Origin of the sequence: Sinorhizobium chiapasense, assembly GCF_045277575.1 — a bacterium.
GTDB classification, from domain to species: domain Bacteria; phylum Pseudomonadota; class Alphaproteobacteria; order Rhizobiales; family Rhizobiaceae; genus Ensifer; species Ensifer chiapasense_A.
Map to the genome: position 1 here is coordinate 1,419,394 of NZ_CP144205.1, position 23,726 is coordinate 1,443,119.

At 61.7% G+C, this 23,726-nt stretch carries 25 protein-coding genes, 3 tRNA genes and 1 pseudogene; 11 read left to right on the top strand and 18 right to left on the bottom strand.

Translation table 11 applies throughout. The annotated features are described in order from the left end of the window. The first annotated feature begins 42 nt into the window (after positions 1-42). Complete coding sequence (locus tag QM996_RS06895; RefSeq protein ID WP_500269797.1) at positions 43-1,518, top strand: NAD(P)H-hydrate epimerase; 1,476 nt, start codon at positions 43-45, stop codon at positions 1,516-1,518. A gap of 78 nt (positions 1,519-1,596) precedes the next feature. On the opposite strand, the gene gpt is transcribed toward QM996_RS06895, so the two are convergent. Beyond that, complete coding sequence (gene gpt, locus QM996_RS06900; RefSeq protein WP_500269798.1) at positions 1,597-2,094, bottom strand: xanthine phosphoribosyltransferase; 498 nt, start codon at positions 2,092-2,094, stop codon at positions 1,597-1,599. Positions 2,095-2,286: 192 nt separating this feature from the next. After that, positions 2,287-3,039: a competence/damage-inducible protein A gene (locus QM996_RS06905; protein ID WP_500269799.1), complete on the bottom strand. Its 753-nt coding sequence runs from the start codon at positions 3,037-3,039 to the stop codon at positions 2,287-2,289. A 166-nt stretch (positions 3,040-3,205) separates the two neighbouring features. Here QM996_RS06905 and wrbA point away from each other — a divergent pair, with 166 nt between their 5' ends. The 3 genes from wrbA (at position 3,206) to QM996_RS06920 (ending at position 4,690) form a co-directional block, all read left to right on the top strand. Then, positions 3,206-3,805 (top strand): NAD(P)H:quinone oxidoreductase, encoded by a 600-nt coding sequence (wrbA, locus tag QM996_RS06910; protein WP_173516499.1) that lies wholly within the window; start codon positions 3,206-3,208, stop codon positions 3,803-3,805. Positions 3,806-4,035: 230 nt separating this feature from the next. Next, on the top strand, positions 4,036-4,278 hold the full coding sequence (locus QM996_RS06915; RefSeq protein WP_500269800.1) for a DUF2188 domain-containing protein: 243 nt from the start codon (positions 4,036-4,038) through the stop codon (positions 4,276-4,278). 193 nt (positions 4,279-4,471) lie between these two features. Continuing rightward, positions 4,472-4,690, top strand: coding sequence for a hypothetical protein (locus QM996_RS06920; RefSeq protein ID WP_429820221.1), 219 nt, complete (start codon positions 4,472-4,474; stop codon positions 4,688-4,690). 84 nt (positions 4,691-4,774) lie between these two features. Here the strand turns inward: QM996_RS06920 and QM996_RS06925 are convergent. The 4 genes from QM996_RS06925 to QM996_RS06940 form a co-directional block, all read right to left on the bottom strand. Continuing rightward, positions 4,775-4,859, bottom strand: a tRNA-Leu gene (locus QM996_RS06925). 264 nt (positions 4,860-5,123) lie between these two features. Next, positions 5,124-5,828, bottom strand: coding sequence for an HAD family hydrolase (locus QM996_RS06930; RefSeq protein WP_500269801.1), 705 nt, complete (start codon positions 5,826-5,828; stop codon positions 5,124-5,126). A 4-nt stretch (positions 5,829-5,832) separates the two neighbouring features. Continuing rightward, complete coding sequence (locus QM996_RS06935) at positions 5,833-6,423, bottom strand: hypothetical protein (RefSeq protein ID WP_500269802.1); 591 nt, start codon at positions 6,421-6,423, stop codon at positions 5,833-5,835. An 82-nt stretch (positions 6,424-6,505) separates the two neighbouring features. Beyond that, a complete protein-coding gene (locus tag QM996_RS06940) occupies positions 6,506-7,960 on the bottom strand; it encodes a TrkH family potassium uptake protein (RefSeq protein ID WP_500269803.1) in 1,455 nt (484 codons plus the stop codon). A gap of 156 nt (positions 7,961-8,116) precedes the next feature. Here QM996_RS06940 and ilvA point away from each other — a divergent pair, with 156 nt between their 5' ends. After that, positions 8,117-9,364, top strand: a complete 1,248-nt coding sequence (ilvA, locus tag QM996_RS06945) for a threonine ammonia-lyase (protein ID WP_500269804.1) — start codon at positions 8,117-8,119, stop codon at positions 9,362-9,364. 77 nt (positions 9,365-9,441) lie between these two features. Next, the gene (locus QM996_RS06950; RefSeq protein WP_500269805.1) at positions 9,442-9,762 is read left to right on the top strand and encodes an HlyU family transcriptional regulator; all 321 of its coding nucleotides are present in this window, start codon (positions 9,442-9,444) and stop codon (positions 9,760-9,762) included. A 174-nt stretch (positions 9,763-9,936) separates the two neighbouring features. Here the strand turns inward: QM996_RS06950 and QM996_RS06955 are convergent, their stop codons facing one another. Then, entirely contained in the window at positions 9,937-11,910 is a 1,974-nt protein-coding gene (locus QM996_RS06955; RefSeq protein WP_500270266.1) for a 2',3'-cyclic-nucleotide 2'-phosphodiesterase/3'-nucleotidase, read from the bottom strand. A 219-nt stretch (positions 11,911-12,129) separates the two neighbouring features. Between QM996_RS06955 and QM996_RS06960 the strand changes: the two genes are divergently transcribed. Beyond that, the gene (locus tag QM996_RS06960) at positions 12,130-13,377 is read left to right on the top strand and encodes a GGDEF domain-containing protein (protein ID WP_500270267.1); all 1,248 of its coding nucleotides are present in this window, start codon (positions 12,130-12,132) and stop codon (positions 13,375-13,377) included. A 9-nt stretch (positions 13,378-13,386) separates the two neighbouring features. Here QM996_RS06960 and QM996_RS06965 read toward each other — a convergent pair whose 3' ends face one another. Continuing rightward, positions 13,387-13,848: an Lrp/AsnC family transcriptional regulator gene (locus tag QM996_RS06965; RefSeq protein WP_057255972.1), complete on the bottom strand. Its 462-nt coding sequence runs from the start codon at positions 13,846-13,848 to the stop codon at positions 13,387-13,389. Between the two features lie 157 nt (positions 13,849-14,005). Between QM996_RS06965 and ald the strand changes: the two genes are divergently transcribed. Continuing rightward, on the top strand, positions 14,006-15,124 hold the full coding sequence (gene ald, locus QM996_RS06970; protein ID WP_500269806.1) for an alanine dehydrogenase: 1,119 nt from the start codon (positions 14,006-14,008) through the stop codon (positions 15,122-15,124). A 47-nt stretch (positions 15,125-15,171) separates the two neighbouring features. Here the strand turns inward: ald and QM996_RS06975 are convergent, their stop codons facing one another. The 5 genes from QM996_RS06975 to QM996_RS06995 form a co-directional block, all read right to left on the bottom strand. Beyond that, positions 15,172-15,639: a DUF1203 domain-containing protein gene (locus tag QM996_RS06975; protein WP_500269807.1), complete on the bottom strand. Its 468-nt coding sequence runs from the start codon at positions 15,637-15,639 to the stop codon at positions 15,172-15,174. Between the two features lie 93 nt (positions 15,640-15,732). Continuing rightward, entirely contained in the window at positions 15,733-16,296 is a 564-nt protein-coding gene (locus QM996_RS06980; RefSeq protein WP_500269808.1) for a GNAT family N-acetyltransferase, read from the bottom strand. 4 nt (positions 16,297-16,300) lie between these two features. Beyond that, positions 16,301-17,155: a sulfurtransferase gene (gene sseA, locus QM996_RS06985; RefSeq protein ID WP_500269809.1), complete on the bottom strand. Its 855-nt coding sequence runs from the start codon at positions 17,153-17,155 to the stop codon at positions 16,301-16,303. A gap of 16 nt (positions 17,156-17,171) precedes the next feature. Further along, the gene (locus QM996_RS06990; RefSeq protein WP_500269810.1) at positions 17,172-17,921 is read right to left on the bottom strand and encodes an alanyl-tRNA editing protein; all 750 of its coding nucleotides are present in this window, start codon (positions 17,919-17,921) and stop codon (positions 17,172-17,174) included. A 7-nt stretch (positions 17,922-17,928) separates the two neighbouring features. Further along, positions 17,929-18,969 carry a cysteine synthase A gene (locus tag QM996_RS06995; protein ID WP_500269811.1) on the bottom strand — a complete coding sequence of 347 codons (1,041 nt, stop codon included), beginning with the start codon at positions 18,967-18,969 and terminating at the stop codon, positions 17,929-17,931. A gap of 305 nt (positions 18,970-19,274) precedes the next feature. On the opposite strand from QM996_RS06995, the gene QM996_RS07000 reads away from it, so the two are divergent. Next, the gene (locus tag QM996_RS07000) at positions 19,275-20,114 is read left to right on the top strand and encodes an SDR family NAD(P)-dependent oxidoreductase (RefSeq protein WP_500269812.1); all 840 of its coding nucleotides are present in this window, start codon (positions 19,275-19,277) and stop codon (positions 20,112-20,114) included. On the opposite strand, the gene QM996_RS07005 is transcribed toward QM996_RS07000, so the two are convergent. The 4 genes and pseudogenes from QM996_RS07005 to QM996_RS07020 form a co-directional block, all read right to left on the bottom strand. Next, positions 20,102-20,428, bottom strand: a complete 327-nt coding sequence (locus QM996_RS07005) for a DMT family transporter (protein WP_500269813.1) — start codon at positions 20,426-20,428, stop codon at positions 20,102-20,104. The two genes, QM996_RS07000 and QM996_RS07005, sit on opposite strands and share 13 nt — an antisense overlap. Then, positions 20,415-20,786: a DMT family transporter gene (locus QM996_RS07010; RefSeq protein ID WP_500269814.1), complete on the bottom strand. Its 372-nt coding sequence runs from the start codon at positions 20,784-20,786 to the stop codon at positions 20,415-20,417. Before QM996_RS07010 ends, QM996_RS07005 begins: the two co-directional genes overlap by 14 nt. A gap of 80 nt (positions 20,787-20,866) precedes the next feature. Then, a pseudogene (locus QM996_RS07015) lies at positions 20,867-21,379 on the bottom strand (class I SAM-dependent methyltransferase); the annotation flags it as partial. 408 nt (positions 21,380-21,787) lie between these two features. Further along, positions 21,788-21,862, bottom strand: a tRNA-Asn gene (locus QM996_RS07020). Positions 21,863-22,021: 159 nt separating this feature from the next. Between QM996_RS07020 and QM996_RS07025 the strand changes: the two genes are divergently transcribed. Both QM996_RS07025 and QM996_RS07030 read left to right on the top strand, forming a co-directional pair. After that, a complete protein-coding gene (locus tag QM996_RS07025) occupies positions 22,022-22,315 on the top strand; it encodes a hypothetical protein (RefSeq protein WP_429820254.1) in 294 nt (97 codons plus the stop codon). Positions 22,316-22,493: 178 nt separating this feature from the next. Further along, on the top strand, positions 22,494-23,216 hold the full coding sequence (locus QM996_RS07030) for a thermonuclease family protein (RefSeq protein WP_500269815.1): 723 nt from the start codon (positions 22,494-22,496) through the stop codon (positions 23,214-23,216). A 73-nt stretch (positions 23,217-23,289) separates the two neighbouring features. On the opposite strand, the gene QM996_RS07035 is transcribed toward QM996_RS07030, so the two are convergent. Next, positions 23,290-23,363 (bottom strand) — tRNA-Cys (locus tag QM996_RS07035). Positions 23,364-23,726: the final 363 nt, after the last annotated feature.

Sequence of the window (23,726 nt, forward strand, 5' to 3'; positions counted from 1 at the left end):
TGGGCCTTGCTTCGCGCCGCCGGGCATGGATAAGTCTCGGCCATGCGCTCCGAACTTCAGCACTTGTTGATCACGCCCTCGGAAATGACGGCAATCGATCAGGCGGCCGCCCAATCCGGCATCGATAGCTTTACACTGATGCGCAACGCCGGGCTGGCCGTGACCGCTGCGGCGCTGCGATACTGCCCGGATGCTCTCCGTTTCGTCGTGCTTTGCGGGCCGGGCAATAACGGCGGCGATGGTTATGTCGCCGCTTGCGGTCTCGCGGAGAGTGGCGCGGACGTCGCGGTCTTTGCACTCGGCAACCCAGGAGCACTTCGGGGCGACGCCGCACGGGCGCGGTCGGAATGGCACGGAGCGGTGGCGTCGCTTGACGTATTCGAACCACGGGTCGGCGATGTCGTCATCGATGCGCTGTTCGGGGCAGGGCTCTCGCGCGATCTTTCGGGTGAGACCGTTCAACTGATCGAGCGTGTCAACGCAAGCAAGCTCCCGGTCATTGCCGTCGATCTGCCAAGCGGCATTGATGGACGGACCGGTGAAATCCGTGGCGCAGCTTTCGCAGCCCGCCACACGGTAACCTTCATGGCGCCGAAACCGGGCCACTGGCTTTTGCCTGGCCGATCCCTGTGCGGAACGCTCGAAGTCTTCGATATTGGGATTCCGCCGCGCATCGTGCTGGCCGGAGCCGGCCGACTGCGTCTGAATTCGCCGGCCGTCTGGTCGGGCTGGGGTGATGATCTCGCCCCATCGACGCACAAGTTCAAGCGTGGTCATCTCGTCGTCTTTTCCGGGGATCGGCAAGCGACGGGCGCCGCGCGGTTGGCGGCAACGGCCGGCCTTGCGGCCGGCGCCGGATTGGTCACGGTGGCGACGGGAAAGGCCGCGCTCAGCATCAACGCGTCGCAGTTGACCGCCGTGATGGTGAAGGAAGTGGAGGGTAAGCGAGACCTGACGAAATGGCTGCAGGATCACCGCTTGGGTAGCTTCGTCCTTGGGCCGGGTTTCGGCGTCGGCAAGAAGGCGAGGGATTTTGTGCTGGCACTCTGCGACCGGTCGTTCGTGCTCGACGCCGACGGCATCACATCGTTCCAGGCGAACCGCGAAGAGCTCTTCTCCGCGCTCGCAAGAGCCGGCGGCCAGATGGTCATGACGCCGCATGAAGGCGAATTTGCCCGCCTCTTTCCCGATATTGCCGGCGACGACACCCTCTCCAAGATTGAGAAGGCGCAGGCGGCGGCGCGCGTCAGCCACGCTGTCATCGTCTACAAGGGAGCAGACACGGTGATTGCCGCACCCGACGGCCGGGCCGTGATCAACAACAATGCGCCGCCATGGCTGGCAACCGCCGGTTCGGGAGACGTTCTCGCCGGTATCGCCGGCGCACATCTTGCTCGGGGGATGCCGGCCTTCGAGGCGGCGGCCGCCGCCGTCTGGCGACACGGTGCGGCCGGCAGTCAGGCCGGGCGGGGACTGACAGCCGAGACATTGATCGGCGCCATACCGCCAATGGCGTGAGGGCGGCTAAGCAGCGCCTCAAGCAACCGGCCCTCGGCGAAGGGATTGCCCGAGTCGCTTGGGTCGAATGCCCGGCTCTTAGCCGCGCGTACCCTTGGCGATCGGCTCCTGATAGGTGAAGCCCATGTCCCAAGGGAAGTAGATCCAGGTGTCCTGGCTCACTTCGGTAACGAAGGTGTCGACCATCGGCCGGCCCTTCGGCTTGGCGTAGACGGCGGCGAAATGCGCCTTCGGCAGCATGGCGCGCACTTCCGCGGCGGTCTTGCCGGTATCGGTCAGGTCGTCGACGATCAACACGCCTTCGCCACCATTCTCGGCGATTTCGGGCGCGATGCCCTTCAGCACCTTCATCTGACCCTGCGTGTCATAGTCGTGGTAGGACGCGACGCAGACGGTCTCGATCATGCGGATATTGAGTTCGCGGCAGATGATCGCCGCAGGAACCAGACCGCCGCGCGTGATGCAGACCATGGCGCGCCATTGCTGGCCGTTGTCGGCAAGGCGCCATGCGAGGGCGCGGGCATCGCGGTGGAACTGGTCCCAGGAGACGGGAAAGGCTTTATCGGGCAGCGACATGGGTGGGCTCCGGCTTGTCTGTACGAGGTAAAGGCGAAGCGTCCGGCAGATCGGGCAGGCGGGAACGCGTCATCCTGATTTGCCGACATGCAATAACGGCAATGGCGGTCTAAGCGCAAGGCTCTACAGCGCCGCGCGTCTTTTAAGACGCGCCAAGGTGGCAGCAACACTTGAGATCTGCTGCAGTCGCACTCAGGTCTTGGCGCGCGCTTCGGTGATCGCCTGGATCATTGCCTGCACGTCGGCTTCGGCCGCAGCCAGCGCCTGTGGATCGCGGGCACGCACGACAATATCGGTCGAGAAGTTCTTGCCGTCGAACTTGGGGTAGGAGCCGATGCTCGTCTCCGGATGGTTCTTCTGCACCTCTGTCAGCGGGCTGCCGATATCGCCTTCCCCGAAAGGTGAGCGTACGGTCCGGGAGAGGAGAGGCGAACCGACCTGAAGGCCGGGCAACAAGGCGTCGAGCATGGCCTGGAATACCTGCGGCACGCCGGCCATGACATGCACGTTGCCGATGGCGAAGCCCGGAGCGGTGGAGACGGGGTTTGGAATATGGCGCGCACCAAGCGGCATGCGTGCCATGCGCTTGCGCGCGTCGGTGAACTCCATGCCGCGGCGCTCGTACATTGCAGCGAGCAGGGCCATCGCCTCCGGGTCGTAGACGCATTCGACGCCGAAAGCGCGCGACACCGCGTCGGCGGTGATGTCGTCATGCGTCGGGCCGATACCGCCTGACGTGAAGACGTAGTCGTAGCGGCCGCGCACGGCGTTGATGGCCTCGACGATCGCAGCCTCGTCATCGGCGACGATCCGGACTTCGCGCAGATCGATGCCAACCATGGTCATCATGTCGGCGAGATGGCCGATGTTCTTGTCCTTGGTGCGACCCGACAGAAGTTCGTCGCCGATGGCGACCATCGCGGCAGTGACGATTTTTGGGCTCATCGGTAATTCCTATTTATATAAGCGAATTGTTTAACAGTGATTGTTCATTGTTCGATGAGCAAGAACAGTCTGTTTCCCGGACAACTCCTGGCAAGTGGCTCCATTTTGATAAATCTTCCCGGTAGCGGTGATCAAGTGGGATCGCTTGAATCCAAAGGAGCATTTTATGGCCAAGGTTCTTGTTCTCTATTATTCGGCATACGGACACGTCGAAACGATGGCCTATGCGGTGGCCGAAGGCGCGAAATCGGCCGGCGCCGAGGTCGACGTGAAGCGCGTTCCCGAGCTCGTGTCGGAAGAAGTTGCCAAGGCTTCGTACTACAAGCTGGACCAGGCAGCGCCGATCGCCAATGTCGAGGAACTTGCGCAGTATGACGCGATCATCTTCGGCGCGGGCACGCGCTACGGCACGGTTGCCTCGCAGATGCGCAACTTTATCGACCAGACCGGCAGCCTGTGGGCCAAGGGCAAGCTGGTCGGCAAGGTCGGCTCGGTCTTCACGTCCTCGGCGACGCAGCACGGCGGCCAGGAGTCGACGATCCTTGGCTTCATCCCGACCCTGATGCACCACGGCATGGTCGTCGTCGGCCTTCCCTATGCCTTCCAGGGGCAGATGGGCCTTGACGAGATCAAGGGCGGCTCGCCCTACGGCGCCTCGACGATCACCGGCGGCGACGGTTCGCGTCAGCCCTCCGAGGTCGAACTCGAGGCGGCTCGCTTCCAGGGCGCACATGTCGCCAAGATTGCCGCGAAGCTCGCGGTTTGATCGCTCAAGATATTGGATTTCTTGATCAAGGGCGGCCCCGCGAGGGGCCGCTTTTTTGTTTCGCTACACGCCGTTCCCGGGTGATTCGCGAAGGTGGCAATTCGCACCGTACCTGTGGTAATATCCGCGGCGTTCGGCATGAGCATGCCTTTGACGAGGAGGAAAGAAAGGGCCGTGCGGCAACGGCCCGCCCGAAGACCGAAGCGTCTTTCGGACTGTTGGAGGGAAGTATGGCGCGGATCACTTACACCATCGTTCCTCATGACGGAGGCTGGGCCTACAAGGCTGCCGACGCATTTTCGGAACCCTTCCCCAGCCGCGAAATGGCGCTTGCCGCCGCCAAGGCTGCCGCCGCCGAACAGCAGGTTGGCGGCGACGACGAAGATATCAGTTTCCAGGACGAGCAGGGTCGCTGGCACTTCGAACACACAGACGGCGGCGATCGACCGGAGGCGACCGTAGAAGACGGTTAGTTCGCTTCAAGGCAGCCGGCTCAATCCGAACACCGGATCACGGTGATTTGGGTCGGGCGACATAATATCGCAAACGTGATCGATTATAATAAGTTAGAGTAGGATGCGGGCGGAAACGTCAACGCTTCCTCATTCCGCTCCAGCGTTCTGCAACAGTATTGCGTGCACACCATCTCTCCACGGAGGATATTCGATGCACTACAGCGTTCAGATCTTCACCTGGACCCCGCGGCAGGGAGTCCACCAGGTCGGATCGGCAATCGAGGTGGACGCCCCCAATTCCAAGGCGGCAGCGGTCTCGCTTCTCGGCCTCAGGCTGGAAGACGAGGGATGCGCTTCGAAACTCGCCGTCCGGGTATGGCACGACGATGCCTACCAGGCGGAATGCGATTGCTACTACTACAACAACTGAGCGGCCACCTTTTCCGGCGCAAACCCGTCGCTGCCGAGCGAGAGTTGGACGCCGGCCGCCCAATGATCCTGAAAACCGTCTGTCTGGTGCGGGCGACGGGGGTCGAACCCGTACGGCCAAGGCCGAGGGATTTTAAGTCCCTTGCGTCTACCAGTTTCGCCACGCCCGCATGACCTCCTAGATCAAACACTTACGCTGCTGCGTCAAGGGGATGCGCTTTCGCTTTTCCCGCGCGTTCCCTGGAAATCGTTCGCACGCCACTGTCTACCGCTTCTTCCTGCATCGATTTGGCGGCGCTTGGAGTCCCGGATCTGGCGAAAGACTGGATGTGCGCAAGGGACTTAAAATCCCTCGGCCTAGCCTGCATGGGGCCGCCCGCCCCCCCGTCGCCCGCACCAGCGCAAGATCTGTCTTTCAGATGAGAAGGGGCAGGTCAGTCGCTCAAACCACGAACGAGCGCGGCTAGTCCGCCGAGATGCTCGATCTCGCGGAAACGCGGATGGTGCTCCGGCTTGTCATGGTGCTCGAATGACCAGGTGAGCGCGTGCGGGACATAAACGCCCCAGCTTCCCGCATCGAGTGCCGGGACGATATCGGACTTCAGTGAATTGCCGACCATCAGGCTCTTCAGCGGGCCGTCGCCATGGCGCTTGAAGATGCGCTCGTAGGTACCGGCATTCTTGTCGCTAACGATTTCAACCGCGTCGAAATAGTCGCCAAGGCCGGAGGCGGCAAGCTTGCGCTCCTGGTCGAAGAGATCACCCTTGGTGATCATGACGAGCCGGACCTGGCCATGAAGGGCGTCAAGTGTTTCCTTGGCATGCGGGAGCGGCTCGACCGGGTGCACGAGCATGTCGCGGCCGGCCGCCAGGATTTCGGCGATGACGGAAGAGGGGACTTTCCCCTCCGTCACGTCCACTGCGGTTTCGACCATCGAGAGGACGAAGCCCTTTATGCCGAAACCGTAGAGACGGAGATTGCGTTTTTCTGCGGCAAGCAGCCGTTCGGACAAATGCTCGGTGTCGGTGTGGGGACTGAGAAGTTCGGCGAAGCGAGCCTCGGTCAGGCGAAAAAACTGTTCGTTCTGCCAGAGGGTGTCGTCGGCATCGAAACCAACGGTCGTTATTGCGTCAGGCATGGTCTTACGGTCCGGCAATCTTGAAGGGCTGGTCGACGCTGGCGCTCTTGCCGCTGTTGACGTCGTTGAAGTGGAAGCGCAGCACGTAGTCGCCCGCCGGCGCGCCGGAAACGTCGATGGTCAGTGTCGCATAGATTTCCTGGTTTCTGAGGTAACCGGTGAAGGTGAAATCGCCGAAGGCCTTCTGCCCGGCGAGCACGTCGCCTTTCGGGTTGAGGATGTCGAAATCGACGGTGAAGTGGCTCTCGAGCTTGCCTTTCTCCGCGGCATCCTTCCAGGAAAGGCCGATCGGCTCGATGTAGGAGATCAGCGACTCGCCCTCCTTGAAGACGGAGCCGTCCCTCGGCTGGTACATCGCATAGCCCGTCGGCTGCTTGGAAACGAAAATCGCCTTGCCGATCGCGAAGGGCAGCTTTTGCGAAAAATCGCTGATCGCCTGGCGAAGGAGGTCGCGGGCTTTTGCCGCATCACCCGAAGCGGCAAGTTTCTCCGCCTGCGCCGCCGCATCGGTGAGTGGTCCGGCATGCGCGATCGGATTTCCGGCCAGTGTCGCGGCGGCGGTCAGCGTCGCCAGAAGAAGCATATGTTTCACCATGACGTTTTCCCCATCGCCGGATGACACCGACTTTCGGCATCTGCCGCATCGAGTCAAGACGATAGGGCCGGCAGGCCAATGGTCAATGCTTCCAGAACACCGGCGTCAGGATCACGAGCACGGTCAGAACCTCCAGACGGCCGAGCAGCATCATCAGTGACAGTAGATAGAGTTCGGGATCGCCGAGCGTCGAGAAGTTGCCTGCCGGTCCGATGATGGGGCCAAGCCCGGGGCCGACATTTGAGAGGCAGGTGATGACTGCCGATGTCGCAGTGATCAGATCATAGCCGAGCGCACCCATGGCGAGGCTTCCGAAGACCCAGAGGAGGATATAGGTGATGAAGAACAGGAAGATCGCGCGTTGCGTGTCGGCATCGACGGCATTTTCGCCGTAGCGCACGGCGTAGATCGCGTTGGGGTAGACGAGCTTGTTGAGCCCCGACCGGATCGCGTTGAAGAGCACGATGAAGCGATAGGCCTTGATGCCGCCTGCCGTCGATCCGGAACAGCCGCCCATGAAGGTGGCGATGAAGGCAGCCATGACGACGAAAGGCCCCCAGAGGCTGTAGTCCTGGCTGGCATAGCCACTGGTCGAGAGGATCGAGGTGATGTTGAAGAAGGAATGCGCCAGCGCCAGGTGAAATTCGACGCCATTGACCAGGCGGTGATAGACAGCGACCGCGATTGAGAAGGTCGAGAGATAGCCGAGAAACACGATGATCTGCGGATCGCGCAACGCATCGAGCCGCCCGCGTGCCACCAGCACGATCAGGATCGAGAAGGGCAGGCTGCAAAGCGCCATGAAGAAGGTCGCCGTCCAGAGCAGCGGGATGCTGCCGAAATAGGCGAAGGACGCATCATGGGTGGAAAAGCCGCCGGTCGCGACCGTCGACATCGCATGGTTGATGGCGTCGAAGCGGTTCATGCCGGTCAGGAAGTAGCCGATCGTGCAGAGAAGCGTGATGACGACATAGACGATCAGGAAGGCGCGGCTGAAGCTGGCGAGGCGCGCGAACGGTTTGTCACTGGTGTCGGAGGATTCCATCTTGAAGAAGGACATGCCGCCGACCCTGAGATAGGGGATGATGAACAGGCCGAGCACGACGATGCCGATGCCGCCCAGCCAGCAGAGCAGCGAACGCCAGACCAGAAGCCCCGGCGGCGCGTCGTCGAGACCGACGATGACGGTGCCGCCGGTCGTGGTAATTGCCGAGACGGACTCGAAAAGCGCCTGGGCAAAATCAAGATCGAGCGACGACAGCCAGAGCGGGATTGCTCCGACCACGGAAAAGACCGCCCACAACAGATTGACCAGGACGAAGCCGAACTTCTTGGAAAACGGCGGCGGTCCCATGCGGGTCGCCATGAAGGTCGCAAGCGACAGCCCGCCGACCATGAAGGCCGAAGCGGCGAAGATCTGCCAGTCCGGGTGGCCGTAATAGAGATCGACCATCGCCGGCACGAGCATGGCGCCCGCCAGATAGATACCGAGGATTGCCGCGATGTGCACAGCATGCCGGATCAAAGTTGCATTCAAGCGTTCAATTTCCCGGAAAGTGTTGCGGACGTCCCGGCCGAAGGGGATGCGGCTGCATTGTTCACGGCGGTCCGATTCGAGTCAAAGCGATGGCTTCGGGCGTTGCAATGTGCAATAGCCACACCCATCGACCAACTCAACGGAAGACCGCACGCGATGAAGCAGGATGTCGAAGCCGCAACCGAAGCCTTGCGGGAGATCTTCCCGCCGACGCCGCTGCAGCTCAACGAGCACTTGAGCGCGCGCTACGGTGCCAACATCTACCTCAAGCGCGAAGACCTGTCGCCCGTGCGCTCCTACAAGATCCGCGGCGCGTTCAATTTCTTCCGCAAGGCGCTTGGTGCCGACGCATCCGGCAAGACCTTCGTCTGCGCCTCGGCCGGCAACCACGCCCAGGGCTTTGCCTTCGTCTGCCGCCATTTCGGCGTGCCGGGCGTCGTTTTCATGCCGGTGACGACGCCACAGCAAAAGATCGACAAGACCCGCATGTTCGGCGGCGAATTCATCACCATCCGCCTCGTCGGCGATATCTTCGACCAGTGCTATAAGGCGGCGCGCGACCACGTCGAAGCGATCGGCGGCGTCATGGTGCCGCCTTTCGATCATGCCGATATCATCGAAGGCCAGGCAAGCGTCGCCGCTGAAATTGTCTGGCAGTTGCCTGATGGCGTGACACCCGATCTCGTCGTCCTGCCCGTCGGCGGTGGTGGCCTTGCTGCCGGCGTGACGGGGTATCTCAAGGACGTGATCGCCGCGGATCACTTCATCTTCTGCGAACCCGCCGGCGCACCCAGCCTGCGCGAGAGCCTCGAAACCGGCAGTGTCGTCACCCTCGATCAGGTCGACAATTTCGTCGACGGTGCCGCAGTCGGACGGATTGGCGACCTCAATTTTGCTGCCCTTCGCCGCTTTTCCGCCGATCAGGTGATGCTCCTGGCGGAGAATGCGATCTGCCTGACGATCGTCGATATGCTGAACGTCGAAGGCGTCGTGCTGGAACCGGCAGGCGCCCTTTCGGTTGCGGCGCTGGAAGCGCTGGGCCCCGAGGCGCTTGCGGGCAAGACGGTGGTTGCCGTCGTCTCCGGCGGCAATTTCGACTTCGAGCGCCTGCCGGATGTCAAGGAGCGGGCGATGCGCCACGCCGGACTCAAGAAATACTTCATCCTGCGCATGGCGCAGCGACCGGGCGCGCTTCGCGATTTCCTCAATCTGCTCGGCGACGAGGACGATATTTCGCGCTTCGAATATCTGAAGAAATCGGCGCGCAATTTCGGCTCCATCCTGATCGGCATCGAGACCAAACATGCCGAGAATTTCCCGGTGCTGAAGGCCCGCTTCGACGCCGCGGGACTGCGTTACCAGGACATCACCGAAAACGAGATCCTCGCTAATCTCATCATCTAGGCCCGGATGACGGCGTCGCGGTTGAAAATTGGCACTTAAGCTTTGACAGTGCCGACCGCGGCGTCTAAGTCTTGGTCATGGCATCGTTTTTCTCGAAATTGTTCGGCCGTTCGGGCTCCTCTGAAAACCAGGCGCAGGCTGCGCCCGGCAAGGCCGAGGCCTATGCCGAATGCACCATCCGCGCGACGCCCATGCGCGAGGGCTCGCAGTTTCGCCTGGCCGGCAGTATCGAAAAGCCCGCAGCCGATGGCAGTGCCAAGATCCGCAGCTTCATTCGCGCCGATCTCTTCACTTCCGAGCAGGACGCGATCGATGCCGCGCTGCGCAAGGGACGCCAGATCATCGACCAGACCGGCCCGTCGCTGTTTTCCGACGATGCCCAGTCGCGCCAGGTTTGATCGGTCTCGCCTGCGGTATATCCAAATATTCTCAGATAGTTAGCTGACATTCTTAATGTCTCGCATTGGCTTTCGTCAGCCTGCATAGGCATCGCTGGTTCGGCTGAATCTACGCCGCCTGCCAAAAGCGGTGGGCCGCCACAGGTGGCGGCCCGATTCTCGTTTGTCTGATCCTCAGAGCTTGATCCGGAAGCGGGCAAAGCCTTCAGCGGCATCACCGGCATCCTCGATCGTCACACCCTTCACCTGCGCCAGGAACTGCCGGGCCTTCGGCCCGCTGTCGAATGTCACGCTCGTATTGGCGAGCGGCACGAAGGTCCAGTTGGCGTCGGCCGACGGGTTGATGGTGCCCTGATCGATGATGTAGCGCACCACGACATCGCGGTTGGTGTCGGGGGCTGCGAACACCACCTTGTCGGCGGCAATGTCGGGGAAATTGCCGCCGCCGCCAGCCCGGTAATTGTTGGTGGCGACCACGAATTTCTGTGCCGGATCAATCGCTTTCCCGTTGAACTGCAGATTCTTGATGCGGTTCGAGGAAGGGTTGATGACGTTGCCGTCCTTGTCGAACTTCGGCGGTTCGGAAAGGTCGATCTGATAGGTGACCCCGTCAATGACGTCGAAATTGTAGGACGGGAAACCGCCGTTGATCAGCGGCGCATCGGCGGCACCCGGCTTGACCTCGTTGAAGATGCCGGCGGACATTTCCAGCCAGTTGCGCACCTGGTCGCCGGTGATGACAACGGCCTGCACCGTGTTCGGGTAGAGATAGAGGTCGGCGACGTTCTTGATCGCGATATCGCCGGCCGGAACGTCAGTATAGTAGTCCGCGCCGCCCCGGCCGCCCGCCTTGAAGGGGGCGGCGGCCGATAGCACCGGCAGGTCGCGGTACTCGGTCTCCTTCAGCATGTCCTTGATGTACCAGGTCTGCGCCTGGCTGACGATCTGGACGGACGGATCATCCGCAACCAGAGCGAAGTAGGAGTAGAGCGGCGCGCTGGTCTTGCCGACGGGCGTGCGCACATAGGTGAGCGTCGCCTCGTGGTCCTTCTTTGCGGCGGCCAGCACCTCCGGCTTGTCGACGACCTCGGGGATCACCTTCTTCTCTTCGCGACGATAGATCGGCCGTGCCTCGCTTGTCGAACTGACGACGCGCCAGGCGCCACCCTCGCGTTCGATCAGCAGGTCGATGAGGCCGAGATGCGACCCCCAGAAGCCGCCCATGACGCCGGGCTTTCCGGAGATCAGGCCCTTCGTGTTGTCGACGCCGGCGATGCCGTCGAATTTCGGGCCGGGGAAATCCAGGTGGCTATGGCCGGTGACGATCGCATCGATGCCTTCGATCGCGGCAAGGGGAACGGATGCGTTCTCGAGGTTCTCCGCGTAGGACTGCTGGCCGATGCCCGAATGCGAGAGGGCGACGACGATATCGGCGCCTTCCTCGCGCATCTGCGGCACCCAGGCTTCGGCCGCCTTGACGATATCGCGGGCATTGGCCTTGCCCTCGAGGTTCTTGGCATCCCAGGTCATGATCTGCGGCGGAACGAAGCCGATGAGACCGATGCGGATCTGATGCTCCGTGCCGGAGCCGTCCTTCACCTTTCTGTCGAGAATGACGTAAGGCTTGAGGAACAGGTCGTCCTGACGCCCGTTGGCGGCAAGAGCGCCCTTCGTCAGATTGGCGCAAACGAGCGGGAAGTTCGCGCCGTTCAGGACCTTGAACATGAAGTCCAGGCCATAGTTGAATTCGTGGTTGCCAAGCGTGCCGCAATCATAGCCGAGCACGTTCATGGCGGCGATGACAGGGTGGATATCACCGTCCTTCATGCCGCGCTGATAGGCGATGTAATCGCCCATCGGGTTGCCCTGGAGGAAGTCGCCATTGTCGACGAGGATGGAGTTTGTCGCTTCGGCCCGGATGGCATCGATGATCGAGGCGGTGCGGGCAAGACCGACCGTATCGTTGGGCTTGTCGCCATAATAGTCGTAGGGAAAGACGTGGACGTGTAGGTCCGTCGTTTCCATGATTCTGAGATGCGCCTGGTTGGCGGCAGCGCGGACGGAAAACGGATGCAGCATGACGAACGCCGAGGAAGCCGCAGCGCCCGCGAGAAGCGAGCGGCGCGTGAGATGGAGCGGGGATGTCATCGTTGGCATGCGGTCCTCCATTTATAGACGAGTGCAATCCGGAGTTTTGTTCGCAGACACGCGAACCACGGTGGGTTGGCGGCGACTATGCCGGAAAGGCGGCATTTCCGAAAGCGGCAGATTTTCGCATTCTGAAGCCGGGCAACTGCGGGCCCCGCTAAAGTTTTCTTCAAACTTCCCGTTTAACCGGGCTTCGGGAAACGGATTTTTTTGAAGCGCATGCCAAACGCCAACCTTCTTCTCTTCGTCGGCGAGGCGCTGGTCTACGTCATGGCGATGATCGGGCTGCTGCATCTTCGCGCCCGGCTGGGACTTGGCGTCTTCGTCGCCGCGCTCGGCGTGATGCATTTCATCGAGACCTATCTCGCTGCCGTCTTCTACGTACAATTGCCGTTCGGCGTGATCTCGCCCGGCTCGGCCGTGCTCTTCTCCGGCAAGCTGATGATGATCCTGCTGCTCTACGTGAAGGAGGACGCCGCAACCGTTCGCCAGCCGATCTATGGCTTGCTCGCCGGCAATTTCCTGACGGTGGCGCTGAGCCTGTTGCTGCGCCAGCACGATACCGTCTCGATTGTGGCGGAACGATCCGCCGACATCGCCTTCATCGACGAGATGGGTTGGCTGATGGTCTGGGGGACGACGATCCTCTATTTCGATTCGCTGATGATCATTCTGCTTTACGAGCGGCTGGGCAGGTGGTTCCGGCGTTTCGTGACTGTCCGATTCCTGATCTGCGGCGTCGTCGTGCTGACTTTCGATCAGGCTGCTTTCTATGCGGCACTACGCTGGTGGAACGGTGCGCCCCTCGAGGTCTTCTGGGGCGGCTGGATGGCGAAGATGCTCGCGGCGCCCTTTTTTGCTATCGCGACAGGCATGTATCTCAATGCCTCGCGCCATCCGTTCCTGGCTATGTCGGACCGGCCGCTTGGCGACATCTTCAACACCTTGACGTTCCGCGAACGCTACGAAGACCTGCTTTCGCGGTCGGGGCAGGACACGCTGACTGGTTCGCTCGACCGCAGCCGGTTTGAAATCGAAGGGCCGGAAATGCTCCGCGCGACGAGCGCCGATAATGCCGCAGTCACGCTGATGATCATCGACGTCGACCATTTCAAGGGCGTCAACGACCGCTTCGGCCACCAGGAAGGCGACCGCGTCCTGCAGCGGCTGGTCGAGACGGTAAAATCGAGACTGCGCCCGGTCGATCGGCTGTTTCGCTATGGCGGCGAGGAGTTCGTGATCCTTTGCCCGGCAATGACCCATGGCGATGCCTTGCGCCGGGCGGACGAGATTCGCGTAGCCGTGTCGGAGCTCGTCTCGACGCCGGACGGGCGGCCGGTGACCGCAAGCATCGGTCTGTCGTCGACACCGGACGACGGGACGGCGATCGAGAACCTGCTGTCTCAGGCCGACCTCAGGCTCTACGCCGCCAAGGGACGCGGCCGCAATTGTGTCGTCGGCCGGTAGGTCGCTCGCTCAGATGCCGACATTTGGCCGGTCGATGACTTCCCGCAGCGAGAAGCTGGAATTGATCTTGACCACATGGGGCAAGGCCGAGAGCCAATCGCGGTGGATGCGCTCGTAGTCCTGCAGGTCCTTGGCCGCGACCCTCAGAATATAGTCGTATTCTCCCGACATCAGGTAGCAGACGAGCACGTTCGGACAGAGTTTCACTGCCGCCTCGAACTCGGCGAGCGTCTTGGCGAACTGGCCCGACAGCGAAATATGCACGATCACCATGATCTGGTAGTCGAGCGCCTTATGCGCGATGCGGGCATGATAGCCGGCGATCGTTCCTGACTTTTCGAGGATGTCGACCCGGCGGGAGCAGGCGGACGGAGAGAGCCCGACCTTCGCCGCGAGGTCTGCATTCGAGATCCGGCCATTCTGCTGGAGGATGCGCAGAATCGCATGATCGATTGCATCGAGTTCGCTCATTCGTGATTTCCCTCAATAATGCTTCAGCGCACGCAACACTATTCGAAATCAATGCGCCCGGGATTCCGTCTTTGCAAGGACATTCGATTTAGGCCGTGTTTTGCTGAATGCCTCGTCAAAAGTGGCGAAAAGCCCATAACAGGAGAGGAACGCGAGGATGCGTGTCGGTTGCCCGAAGGAAATCAAAAACCATGAATATCGAGTCGGCCTGACGCCCGGCTCGGTGCGTGAATATGTTGCCCATGGCCACGAGGTGATCGTGGAAACCAAGGCCGGGGCAGGGATCGGCGCGGATGACGATGCTTACCGTGCGGCTGGCGCGAAGATTGTCGCGACGGCAAAGGAAGTGTTCGAAAAGTCGGACATGATCGTCAAGGTCAAGGAGCCGCAACCCTCAGAATGGGCGCAGCTCCGCGAAGGCCAAATTCTCTACACCTATCTCCATCTTGCGCCCGATCCGGAACAGACCAAGGGTCTCCTCAATTCCGGCGTCACGGCGATTGCCTATGAAACCGTGACCGACGATCGTGGTGGCCTGCCATTGCTTGCGCCGATGTCCGAAGTTGCCGGACGCCTGGCGATCCAGGCGGGTGCGACCTCGCTGCAGAAGGCCAATGGCGGCCGCGGCATCCTGCTCGGCGGCGTGCCGGGCGTGTTGCCGGCGAAGGTCACCGTCATCGGCGGTGGCGTCGTCGGCCTGCATGCGGCACGGATGGCGGCGGGGCTCGGCGCCGATGTCTCGATTATCGATCGCTCGATCCCGCGCCTGCGCCAGCTCGACGATCTCTTCGCCGGCCGCGTCCACACGCGCTATTCGACTATCGATGCGCTGGAGGAGGAAGTGTTCTCCGCTGATCTGGTGATCGGAGCGGTTCTCATTCCGGGAGCTGCGGCGCCGAAGCTCGTGACCCGCGAAATGCTGACCGGCATGAAGAAGGGTGCCGTCATCGTCGACGTCGCGATTGACCAGGGCGGCTGCTTCGAGACCTCGCATGCCACCACCCATTCCGACCCGACCTACGAGGTCGACGGCATCGTGCACTACTGCGTGGCGAACATGCCGGGCGCGGTGCCGGTGACTTCGGCGCAAGCGCTGAACAACGCGACGCTTCACTACGGCCTGCAACTCGCGGACAAGGGCCTGAAGGCGATCGCCGAGGATCGGCATCTGCGTGCCGGCCTCAACGTCCACCGCGGCCGCGTCACCAACGCGCCGGTCGCCGAAGCGCTGGGCTACGATGCCTATGCGCCCGAGGCCGTCCTGAACGTCGCCTGAGGGATAGATCTTTTCGGCCCGGCAGAAATGCCGGGCCGAATTCGTGTTCAGGCCAGTTCTATCCGGCACTGGTAGCAATTGTTCCTGGCCGAACGCACATGTACGGACGAAACGTCCGGTCGCGCCAGCAATTCTTCCGCCCGCGCCTGCAGTTGTTCCGACGAAACGACACCGCCGGTCCCATAGACGATCCGTTCGTTCTCGCCATAACCACGCAATAGATAGCTGACGCTCGAGGCCAGGATCGGCGGAAGCGCGTTGCCATCATGCGCCGGACATTCCTCGGCGTGCATGAACACCGGGCCGGTCTCCGCATAGGGCTGCAACGACGAAAACGGCCGCAGCGCAAAGATCAGGTAAGGCTCCCCGGCGCCGACATTGCGCAGGCAGTGCCGGCAGGGCACGCCGTCACCGTCGGAAATCTCTCGCTCTGGCGGATTGCCATAGGCGTCCGGCCCGCCCTCTCGGATCCGCCGCGCTTCGTCGTCGGATATCGGAATGTAGCGCAAAGTCATGGCGCATCTCCTTGATCGGTTTGAAGTGTTCGATCAGGAGAATGCGCCGGTCGCGATCCTTTCGACACCCGGAACTTGCCGGGGCGACATGCGTTAGAGATTTTTCGCCAGGGTCAGCAGTTCCTCGTCGGTCAGGGGCTCGACCGTCGCCTCACGGGTGGCGACCGGCGAGAAACCGAACTGCTGGTAAAGCTGGAGCGCGCGGGGGTGATCCAGATTGTTGGTCGTTACCGTCAGCTTGCTCGGATTGAGCGCCCAGGCGGCAAAGAGCGTCTGGAGCAGGAACCACTTGCCGAGGCCGAGGCCGAGCGCATGTTCCATCAGGCCGAAATGAACGAGCTCGACGACATCGTCGTCGCCCTGGTGCAACTCGAAAAAGCCGGCCGGCGCACCGTTGACATAGAGAACCGTGACGCTCGTTCGCTTGTCGCCAAGCACCGCTGCGAGTTCCTCGTCGCTCATCCGCAGCCGCTCGGTCCAGTGCCAACGGCGACCGACACGCAGGTACAAAAAGCGGTAGTAGCTGAGCGGGATGTCGGAGACGCGCAGGATGGCGGTCTGGATGTTGACCGGCATCGGCAGGCTTTGCTTCGGCGGCGCCGTCATCTCGAGTTCGGTTACGTGCGCTGTCAGGGAGGCGAGCTTCGGTGAGCGCATGATATCACTCTCGACCGGTGACGATCGTCGTGTCGGCGCGGCCGCCCCATTCCGACCAGGAGCCATCGTAAAGGGTATTGTCCGTGTGGCCGAGCGATTGCAGCGCCAGGGTGATGATGGCGGCGGTGACGCCCGATCCGCAGGTCGTGACCACGGGTTTGGAGAGATCGACGCCGGCGTCGGCGAAGGTTTGGCGCAGCGTCGCGAGATCCTTGAACTTTCCGTTTTCCGAGAAAATGCCGGAGGGAAGGCTATGCGCGCCAGGCATATGGCCCGAGCGCATGCCAGCGCGCGGCTCTGGTTCTTCGCCATAGAAACGTCCGGCGCCGCGGGCATCGGCGATCTGGATGCTGCCGTCGGCGACGATCTCTTTCATCTTCTCGAAGGAAGTGACCGCCGAAGGCGTGAAGCTCGCATTGAACGTTGCCGGCTTGGGCGAGGGCACTTCGGTGGTGACAGGGCGTCCTTCCCTGTTCCAGCCGTCCATGCCGCCATCGAGCACGTAAACGTTCTTGGCGCCCATGATGCGCAACATCCACCAGACGCGCGGTGCGGTCATGATGCCGGGGCCGTCATAGACGACGATCGTGTCCTTCTCGCTGACACCGAGCGCGCCGACCGACGAGGCGAAGACTTCCGGCGAGGGCAAGGTGTGGGGCAGGCCGCTCGTGTGGTCGGCAATGGCATCCTGGTCGAAGAACACGGCACCGGGAATGTGTCCGGCGTCGTATTCCGCCTTCGGGTTGCGGTTCTGTGCGGGCAGGTACCAGGCAGCGTCGAGGATCCGGATCGCCGGGTCGCCGAGGCGCTCCTGCAGCCATTCGGCGGAAACGACAAAGGCGCTCTTGTTGTTGGTCACGGTCGCAACTCCCTACTCAAACTGATGCGCGATCTTCGGGCGTGCCGAAGCGGATACGGAACCTACGGTTTTCCTTGCCCTTTTTCTCGATCTTGGCGATGTGGATGGCGCCGACTTCCTGCGTTTCCGACACATGCGTGCCGCCGCAGGGTTGGCTGTCGATGGCCGAATTTTCGCCGATGCAGACAAGGCTGACGCGCCCAAGGCCGATCGGCGGGCGCACGTTCTTCGACTTGACGATGCCGGGATTGGCGGCAAGTTCCTCGTCGGTGATCCACTGGACGTAAATCGGGTGATTTTCCTCGACGAGCTTCATCAGCGCCGTCGTGACCTCGTCCCTGTCGATCGTCTCGCTCATGTCGAAATCGACACGGCTCTCGTCTTCGCCGACCGAGGCTCCGGTGATCGGGAAGGGGCAGACGACCGAGAGCAGATGGCAGGCGGTGTGCATGCGCATCAGCCGGTAGCGGCGCGGCCAGTCGATGTGCAGGACGAGCTTTTCACCGACATTCGGTGCCGGCTGTCCCGCAGCCGGCACATGGATGATGATGTCCTTGGTTTCGCCATGACGCGCGACCGCGATGTCGATCCGGCTGCCGTCGGCGCGCTCCAGAAAGCCGGTGTCGCCGGGCTGTCCGCCCGATGTTGCGTAGAAGCAGGTCTGATCCAGTTCGATCCCGCCATCTTCCAGAATTCCGGTGACGCTTGCTTCGCAGGTCGAGAGGTAGAAATCGTCTCGGAAAAGGGCGGTCACGGTCCTGGTCATCGCATTCCTATCCAACTGATTCGTATGGCACCGCAATGTGGGAAGACGTCTTCAACCAGGCCGGCACCGGCAGTCCCTTGGAGGCCAGGAAGTCCGGATTGAAGAGCTTCGACTGATAGCGGTTACCATAGTCGCAGAGGATCGTCACGATCGTATGTCCTGGACCGAGCTCCTTGGCGAGCCGCACGGCACCGGCAATGTTGATGCCTGTCGAGCCGCCGACGCAGATGCCTTCCCGCTCGATCAGGTCGAAGACGTAGGGAACGGCTTCCGAATCCGGAATCTGGTAGGAGAAGTCCGGCGTGAAGCCTTCGAGATTGGCGGTGATACGGCCCTGGCCGATGCCCTCGGTGATTGAGCTGCCCTCGGCTTTCAGTTCGCCGCTGGTGTAGTAGCTGTAAAGTGCTGCGCCCTGCGGATCCGCAAGGCCGATCTTGATTGCCGGGTTCTTCGCCTTCAGCCCCAGTGCGACGCCCGCCAGCGTTCCGCCGGAGCCGACGGCGCAGATGAAGCCATCGACCTTGCCGTCCGTGTCGCGCCAGATCTCGGGCGCCGTGGTTTCCACATGCGCGTCGCGGTTGGCGACGTTGTCGAACTGATTCGCCCAGATGGCGCCATTCGGTTCGGTCTTTGCCAGTTGCTCGGCGAGCCGGCCGGAGAGCTTCACGTAGTTGTTGGGATTCTTGTAGGGAACCGCCGGCACTTCGACGAGTTCGGCGCCGAGCAGACGCAAGGCGTCCTTCTTCTCCTGGCTCTGGGTTTCGGGAATGACGATGACGGTGCGATAACCAAGCGCCTGACCGACGAGCGCAAGCCCAATGCCCGTGTTGCCGGCCGTGCCTTCGACGATGACGCCGCCCGGACGAAGCTGCCCGCTCCGTTCCGCGTGACGGATGATCGACAGCGCGGCACGGTCCTTGACCGATTGTCCCGGATTGAGGAACTCGGCCTTGCCGAGGATGTCGCAGCCCGTGGCCTCCGACACGGCCTTCAGCCGAATCAAGGGTGTGTTGCCGATCGCTTCGAGGACGGACGGTAGGATGGCCATTTTCAGAACCTCGTGTTTGAGGACAGGCGCCGGAGCAGGGCGACACGTGCCAGAGAAATACGAACGGCGGCTGACGAAAATCGACAACGATCCCGGACCGCCGAAATGTTGGCGTGTTTTCGGCTCAGCCTGCACTTCAGGCAAGAAATAGCGTTTCGCCGCCGCTCTGTCCCGAACAAAAATCGTCTCCAAGGCATCTGGGGCTCCGCGGCAGGGACCGCTGCCGCGATGAAGGGCCGGGCTCGTCTCTTTCGCCAGAAGGAGATGCGTGCGTTTTTTCCGGCGCGTGCCGAGGAGTGAGAGTGATGAGTATTCAGTCTGTGAAATCCGAACATAAACTGGCTTGGGTCACCGGCGCGAGCGGGGGTATCGGGCGGGCTCTGGCGCTCAAGCTGGTGCGTGAAGGCTATTCGGTGGTCGTCACCGCCAGAAGCCACGAGAAACTGGTGGACCTGCAGCACGAGGCGGCCGGTGAGGGAAGGATCACCGTTCTCGACGGCGACGTCACCGACCCCAAGGACATGGAGCGCGTGCTGGCGGCGATCGAGTACGATCATGGCCACCTGTCGCTGGTGATCCTGAATGCCGGGGTTGCGGTCCCCGTGCGGGGAGACGACCTCCACCGCGAAGCCTTCGAGGAAAGTTTTGCGGTCAATCTCAATGGCGTGGTCAACTGCCTGCTGCCGGCCGTCGAGCATATGAAGGCGCAGGGACATGGCCACATCGCCATCGTGTCTTCCGTCGCCGGCTATGGCGGGTTGCCCACCAGCGCCGCCTACGGCGCGTCCAAGGCCGCGCTGATCAACATGGCCGAGAGCCTGAAGTTTGATCTCGACCGGATCGGCATCCGTCTGCAGATCATCTGCCCCGGCTTTGTCGATACGCCGGGTACTGCGAGGATACGCTTCCCGCGTCCGGGCCTCGTCAGTGCCGAGCAGGCGGCGGATCGCATCGTTGCGGGCCTGAAGTCCCGACGCTTCGAAATCACTTTCCCGCGGCACTTCACCTATGCGGTGAAGCTCATGCGCCTGCTGCCCTATAGTCTCTATTTCGCTCTTATCAGGCGGCTGACGGGTGTCGTTGCCGAGGCAAGAGAGGCGAAGAAACATGCCGGCACCGGCGAGCGCCGGCGTCAGGCCGTGTGAAGCACCAGCACGGCGCCGAAGATGAGTGCAAGCCCGACCCAGCCGATCGGCTTCAACTTCTGTCCGAAGAGCATCCGTCCGCAGATGGCCGTGCCGAAGATTCCGGTCGCGCCGAGGACGGCATAGGCGATCGCAAGCTCCATGCCCTTGACCGCTTCGGCAAGGAGCGCGAAGGCGGCAAGCACCAGCAGAATGGAGAGGGCACCCCACCCACGGCGGGCAAAGCCCTCCGATTTCGTCGAGGCGAGGTTGGCGGCGACATCGAGAATGCCCGCCATCATGGCCAGCACGAAGTAGATGCTAGGCGCGTTCACTGGCTGCTCCTTCCGTCGCGGCTTCGTCCTCGTCATGACGCTCGCCGGCATTGACGAGCAGAATGCCGACGATCGCCATCGAAATCCCCAGCATCTCGCGGCCGGTTAGCACATGACCGAAGACGAATACGGACACCAGCGTGATGATCGCGACGCCCGAGCCTTCCCAGATCGCATAGGCGACGCCGACGGAGATCGTCTTCACGGCCTTGGCCAGGAAGACGTAGGAGAGCGCGATCGAGACATACATGACGATGTGGCCGAGATAAGAGCCGTTCGATGAGGCGGCCTTCATCACCGTCAGGCCCACCACTTCTGTCGCGATCGCGAGCGCGAGGAAAAACCATGCAAGACGCATGCGGAACCTACAAATGAGAATTGGATCGACCGCCTCTTAAGCGCTACGCGTGACGCGGTAAAGACGCGCCATATGCGTTCCTATTCGAAGACGATCTGGCGAACATCGATGTTGCGGGCGCGGAAGCCGGCTTCGCAATAGTAGAAATAGAACTCCCACAACCGCTTGAAACGCAGGTCGAAGCCCAACGGCTCGATCCGGTTCCAGACGGACCAGAAACGCTCGCGCCATTCGCCGAGTGTCCGGGCATAGTCGATACCGAAGCCGAAGTCGTTGATCATGCGCAGGCCGACATGGCGGCCAAGGTCGATGAGATGTTCGCGCGTCGGCAGCATGCCACCCGGGAAGACGTATTTCTGAATGAAATCCGGATTGGATCGGTATTCCTCATAGGCTTCGGGCTTGATGGTGATGATCTGCAGGCCGGCCTTGCCGCCGGGCTTCAGGCATCTTTTGAGCTGCGAGAAATAGGTCGCCCAGAATCGTTCGCCGACCGCCTCGAACATCTCGATCGAGACGATGCGGTCATAGGTGTCTTTTTCCTCGCGGTAGTCCTGGAATTTCAGCTCGACTCGATCGGCAAGCCCGGCCCGCTTCCGGAACACGCATACACCATCCCCTCAGCGGTTGCATCCGTAAGGTGAGCCTAGCGGCAATCGGCCGAGACGCCAACTGTGCTGCTTGTGATCTCGCGGGCGATGAGTTGCGGGCCTGGGCGGCCGAGGCCGGCAGCTAAGGCCGCCAATGTATGGTGCAGCCACCATCGCTGCGCCGCGCCCAGTGGGTCGTTGCCGCTTTCGTGCAGCTTCCGAATAGAGAGCGCAACGATGGGAGCTCGCCCGCCGCGGCCGCAAGGGCCCTGTTGTCGGCAAGGTCCAGATCCTGGCGGATCGGACGATGATCGGCACCGCCTTTGTTATAGGTACCGTCTGGGAATGGGATTGATAGGTGCGAAATGAAAAAGAGCCATTCGCGTTTCTGCAAATGGCCCTTTTTGAAACTGGCTCCCCGGGCCGGATTCGAACCGGCGACCTATCGATTAACAGTCGAGTGCTCTACCGCTGAGCTACCAGGGATCATCCGCGCCGCTGTTTCGCTGTGCGCTTCAGAAGTGAGGCTGCTAATACGCATGCTTTTCTGATTTGCCAAGCGGTTTTTTCAAAAAAAATGACAAGTTCGGTTGCGAGGCTGTGGAGAAGTCCCCAATTGTGGGAAATGACGCCGGATAGCGAATGATGAATAAAAACAGGAAGCAGACGCACTTCGGGATTGATCCGCAGACGCGCCAGATCGTGCTCGGCAAATGGCGCATCACACTGCCGCAATCGCCGCTGCTGCGTATCCTGCTGGGCTCGCTCCTGGTGTTCTGCGGCTTTCTCGGCTTTCTGCCGGTGCTCGGCTTCTGGATGATACCGCTGGGCCTCATCGTCCTTTCGCACGATATCCCATCCGTTCGCCGCCGCCGTCGTCGCTTGGCTGTCTGGTGGGCACGCTGGCGCGGACGCGCGAATTCCTCCAACGGCTCGTGAACCAAGAGCTGTCGCCTACTTTTTCGATGGATCGCGAAACATTTGATCGATGAGCGCTTCCACTTCCCCAGCATTTGATTCCAACGGAACCAGCGAGCCCCCTGTTGAGGGAGGCCGCCGAAAACTTTTCGGCAACCCATCAGACCCATAATGCGGTCGCGAATCAGGATGGGGACGCATGGCCAAAGCCACCACGAAACGTCGAAGCCGGAATTCCGGCCGGAGCAGGGGTAAACAAGGCGGGATGGCGCCGTGGTATCTGGCCGCGGCGCTGACCATCGGCGGCGTGGTCGCCTATGATCACCGCGCCGAACTGAAACACTGGCCGGTGGCATCGGACGTGCTGGCATTCACGTCGCGCCACGAATCGAAGCCGAAGCCCGTTCGCGTCGCTCAGAAAGCGGACGAGCGTCCTGCTCAGCGGGTCGAGAAGCAGAAACCGAATCCGGTGACGAGAGTCGCGCTTGCCGCTCCGGTGCCGTCCGTTGACGTCGGTGCAAAGGCGCCGACACCCGCGGTGCGGCCGAACGAGGAAGTGACGACGGCATCCATCCGCACGGATCAGTTTTATTTCTGCGGGATTCGCAACGATAATTGCGTGATCGACGGCGCCACCTTCCTGTACCGCGGCGAAACGATCCGCGTGGCAGACGTCGACGCACCGCGCATTCGCCAGGCAAGCTGCGACAAGGAGCGTTCGCGCGGTTTTTACGCCAAGCAGCGCCTGAGGGAATTGCTGAATGCGGGTGACTTCAAGCTGGAAGCGGCGAGCGGTCGTCCGGATGCCAACCCTGGTGAAAAGCTGCGGCTGGTCACCCGCGGCGACCAGTCCATCGGGCGCGTGCTCGTCTCCGAAGGGCTGGTGCGGCCGTGGACGGGGCACGCGACGCCCTGGTGCTGACGTAGAAATTTGCAGAGTTCAACGCCTTCGACAGAAGGCGTTGTCATCGCACTCGTTATGACGTGGAAAATTTTGGAGGCCTCGCCCGGAATTGAACCGGGGTACAAGGATTTGCAGTCCTCTGCGTCACCACTCCGCCACGAGGCCTCACAGCTCAGATAACCGAGCGTTGGCGCGGATTTAGAATGATTGCAGAGAATCCGCAAGAGGCATTTTCCGAAAAACACAAAGTGGAATCTGCGAATGAATGCTTTCCACAGCTTGAAAGTTTAGCGGGCCTGTCGTCGTAACCGGCAATGAGCAGTGACGTCTCAACACCGGCCAGTGACAGCGACTGTTGCAATAAACTCCATTGAACTGCGTAGCTCTTGGGGGGCGTTTCAAGGACCTCCACACGCCCGCGCAAGCCACGTTTTCTAAGTCCCGTTCGGATCTTATCGCTTCGGTGAAATCGGTAGAGGGGGAACGATGACCCCGCTGGCATCAGCCGCATCGGTAGCGTCCGTCATC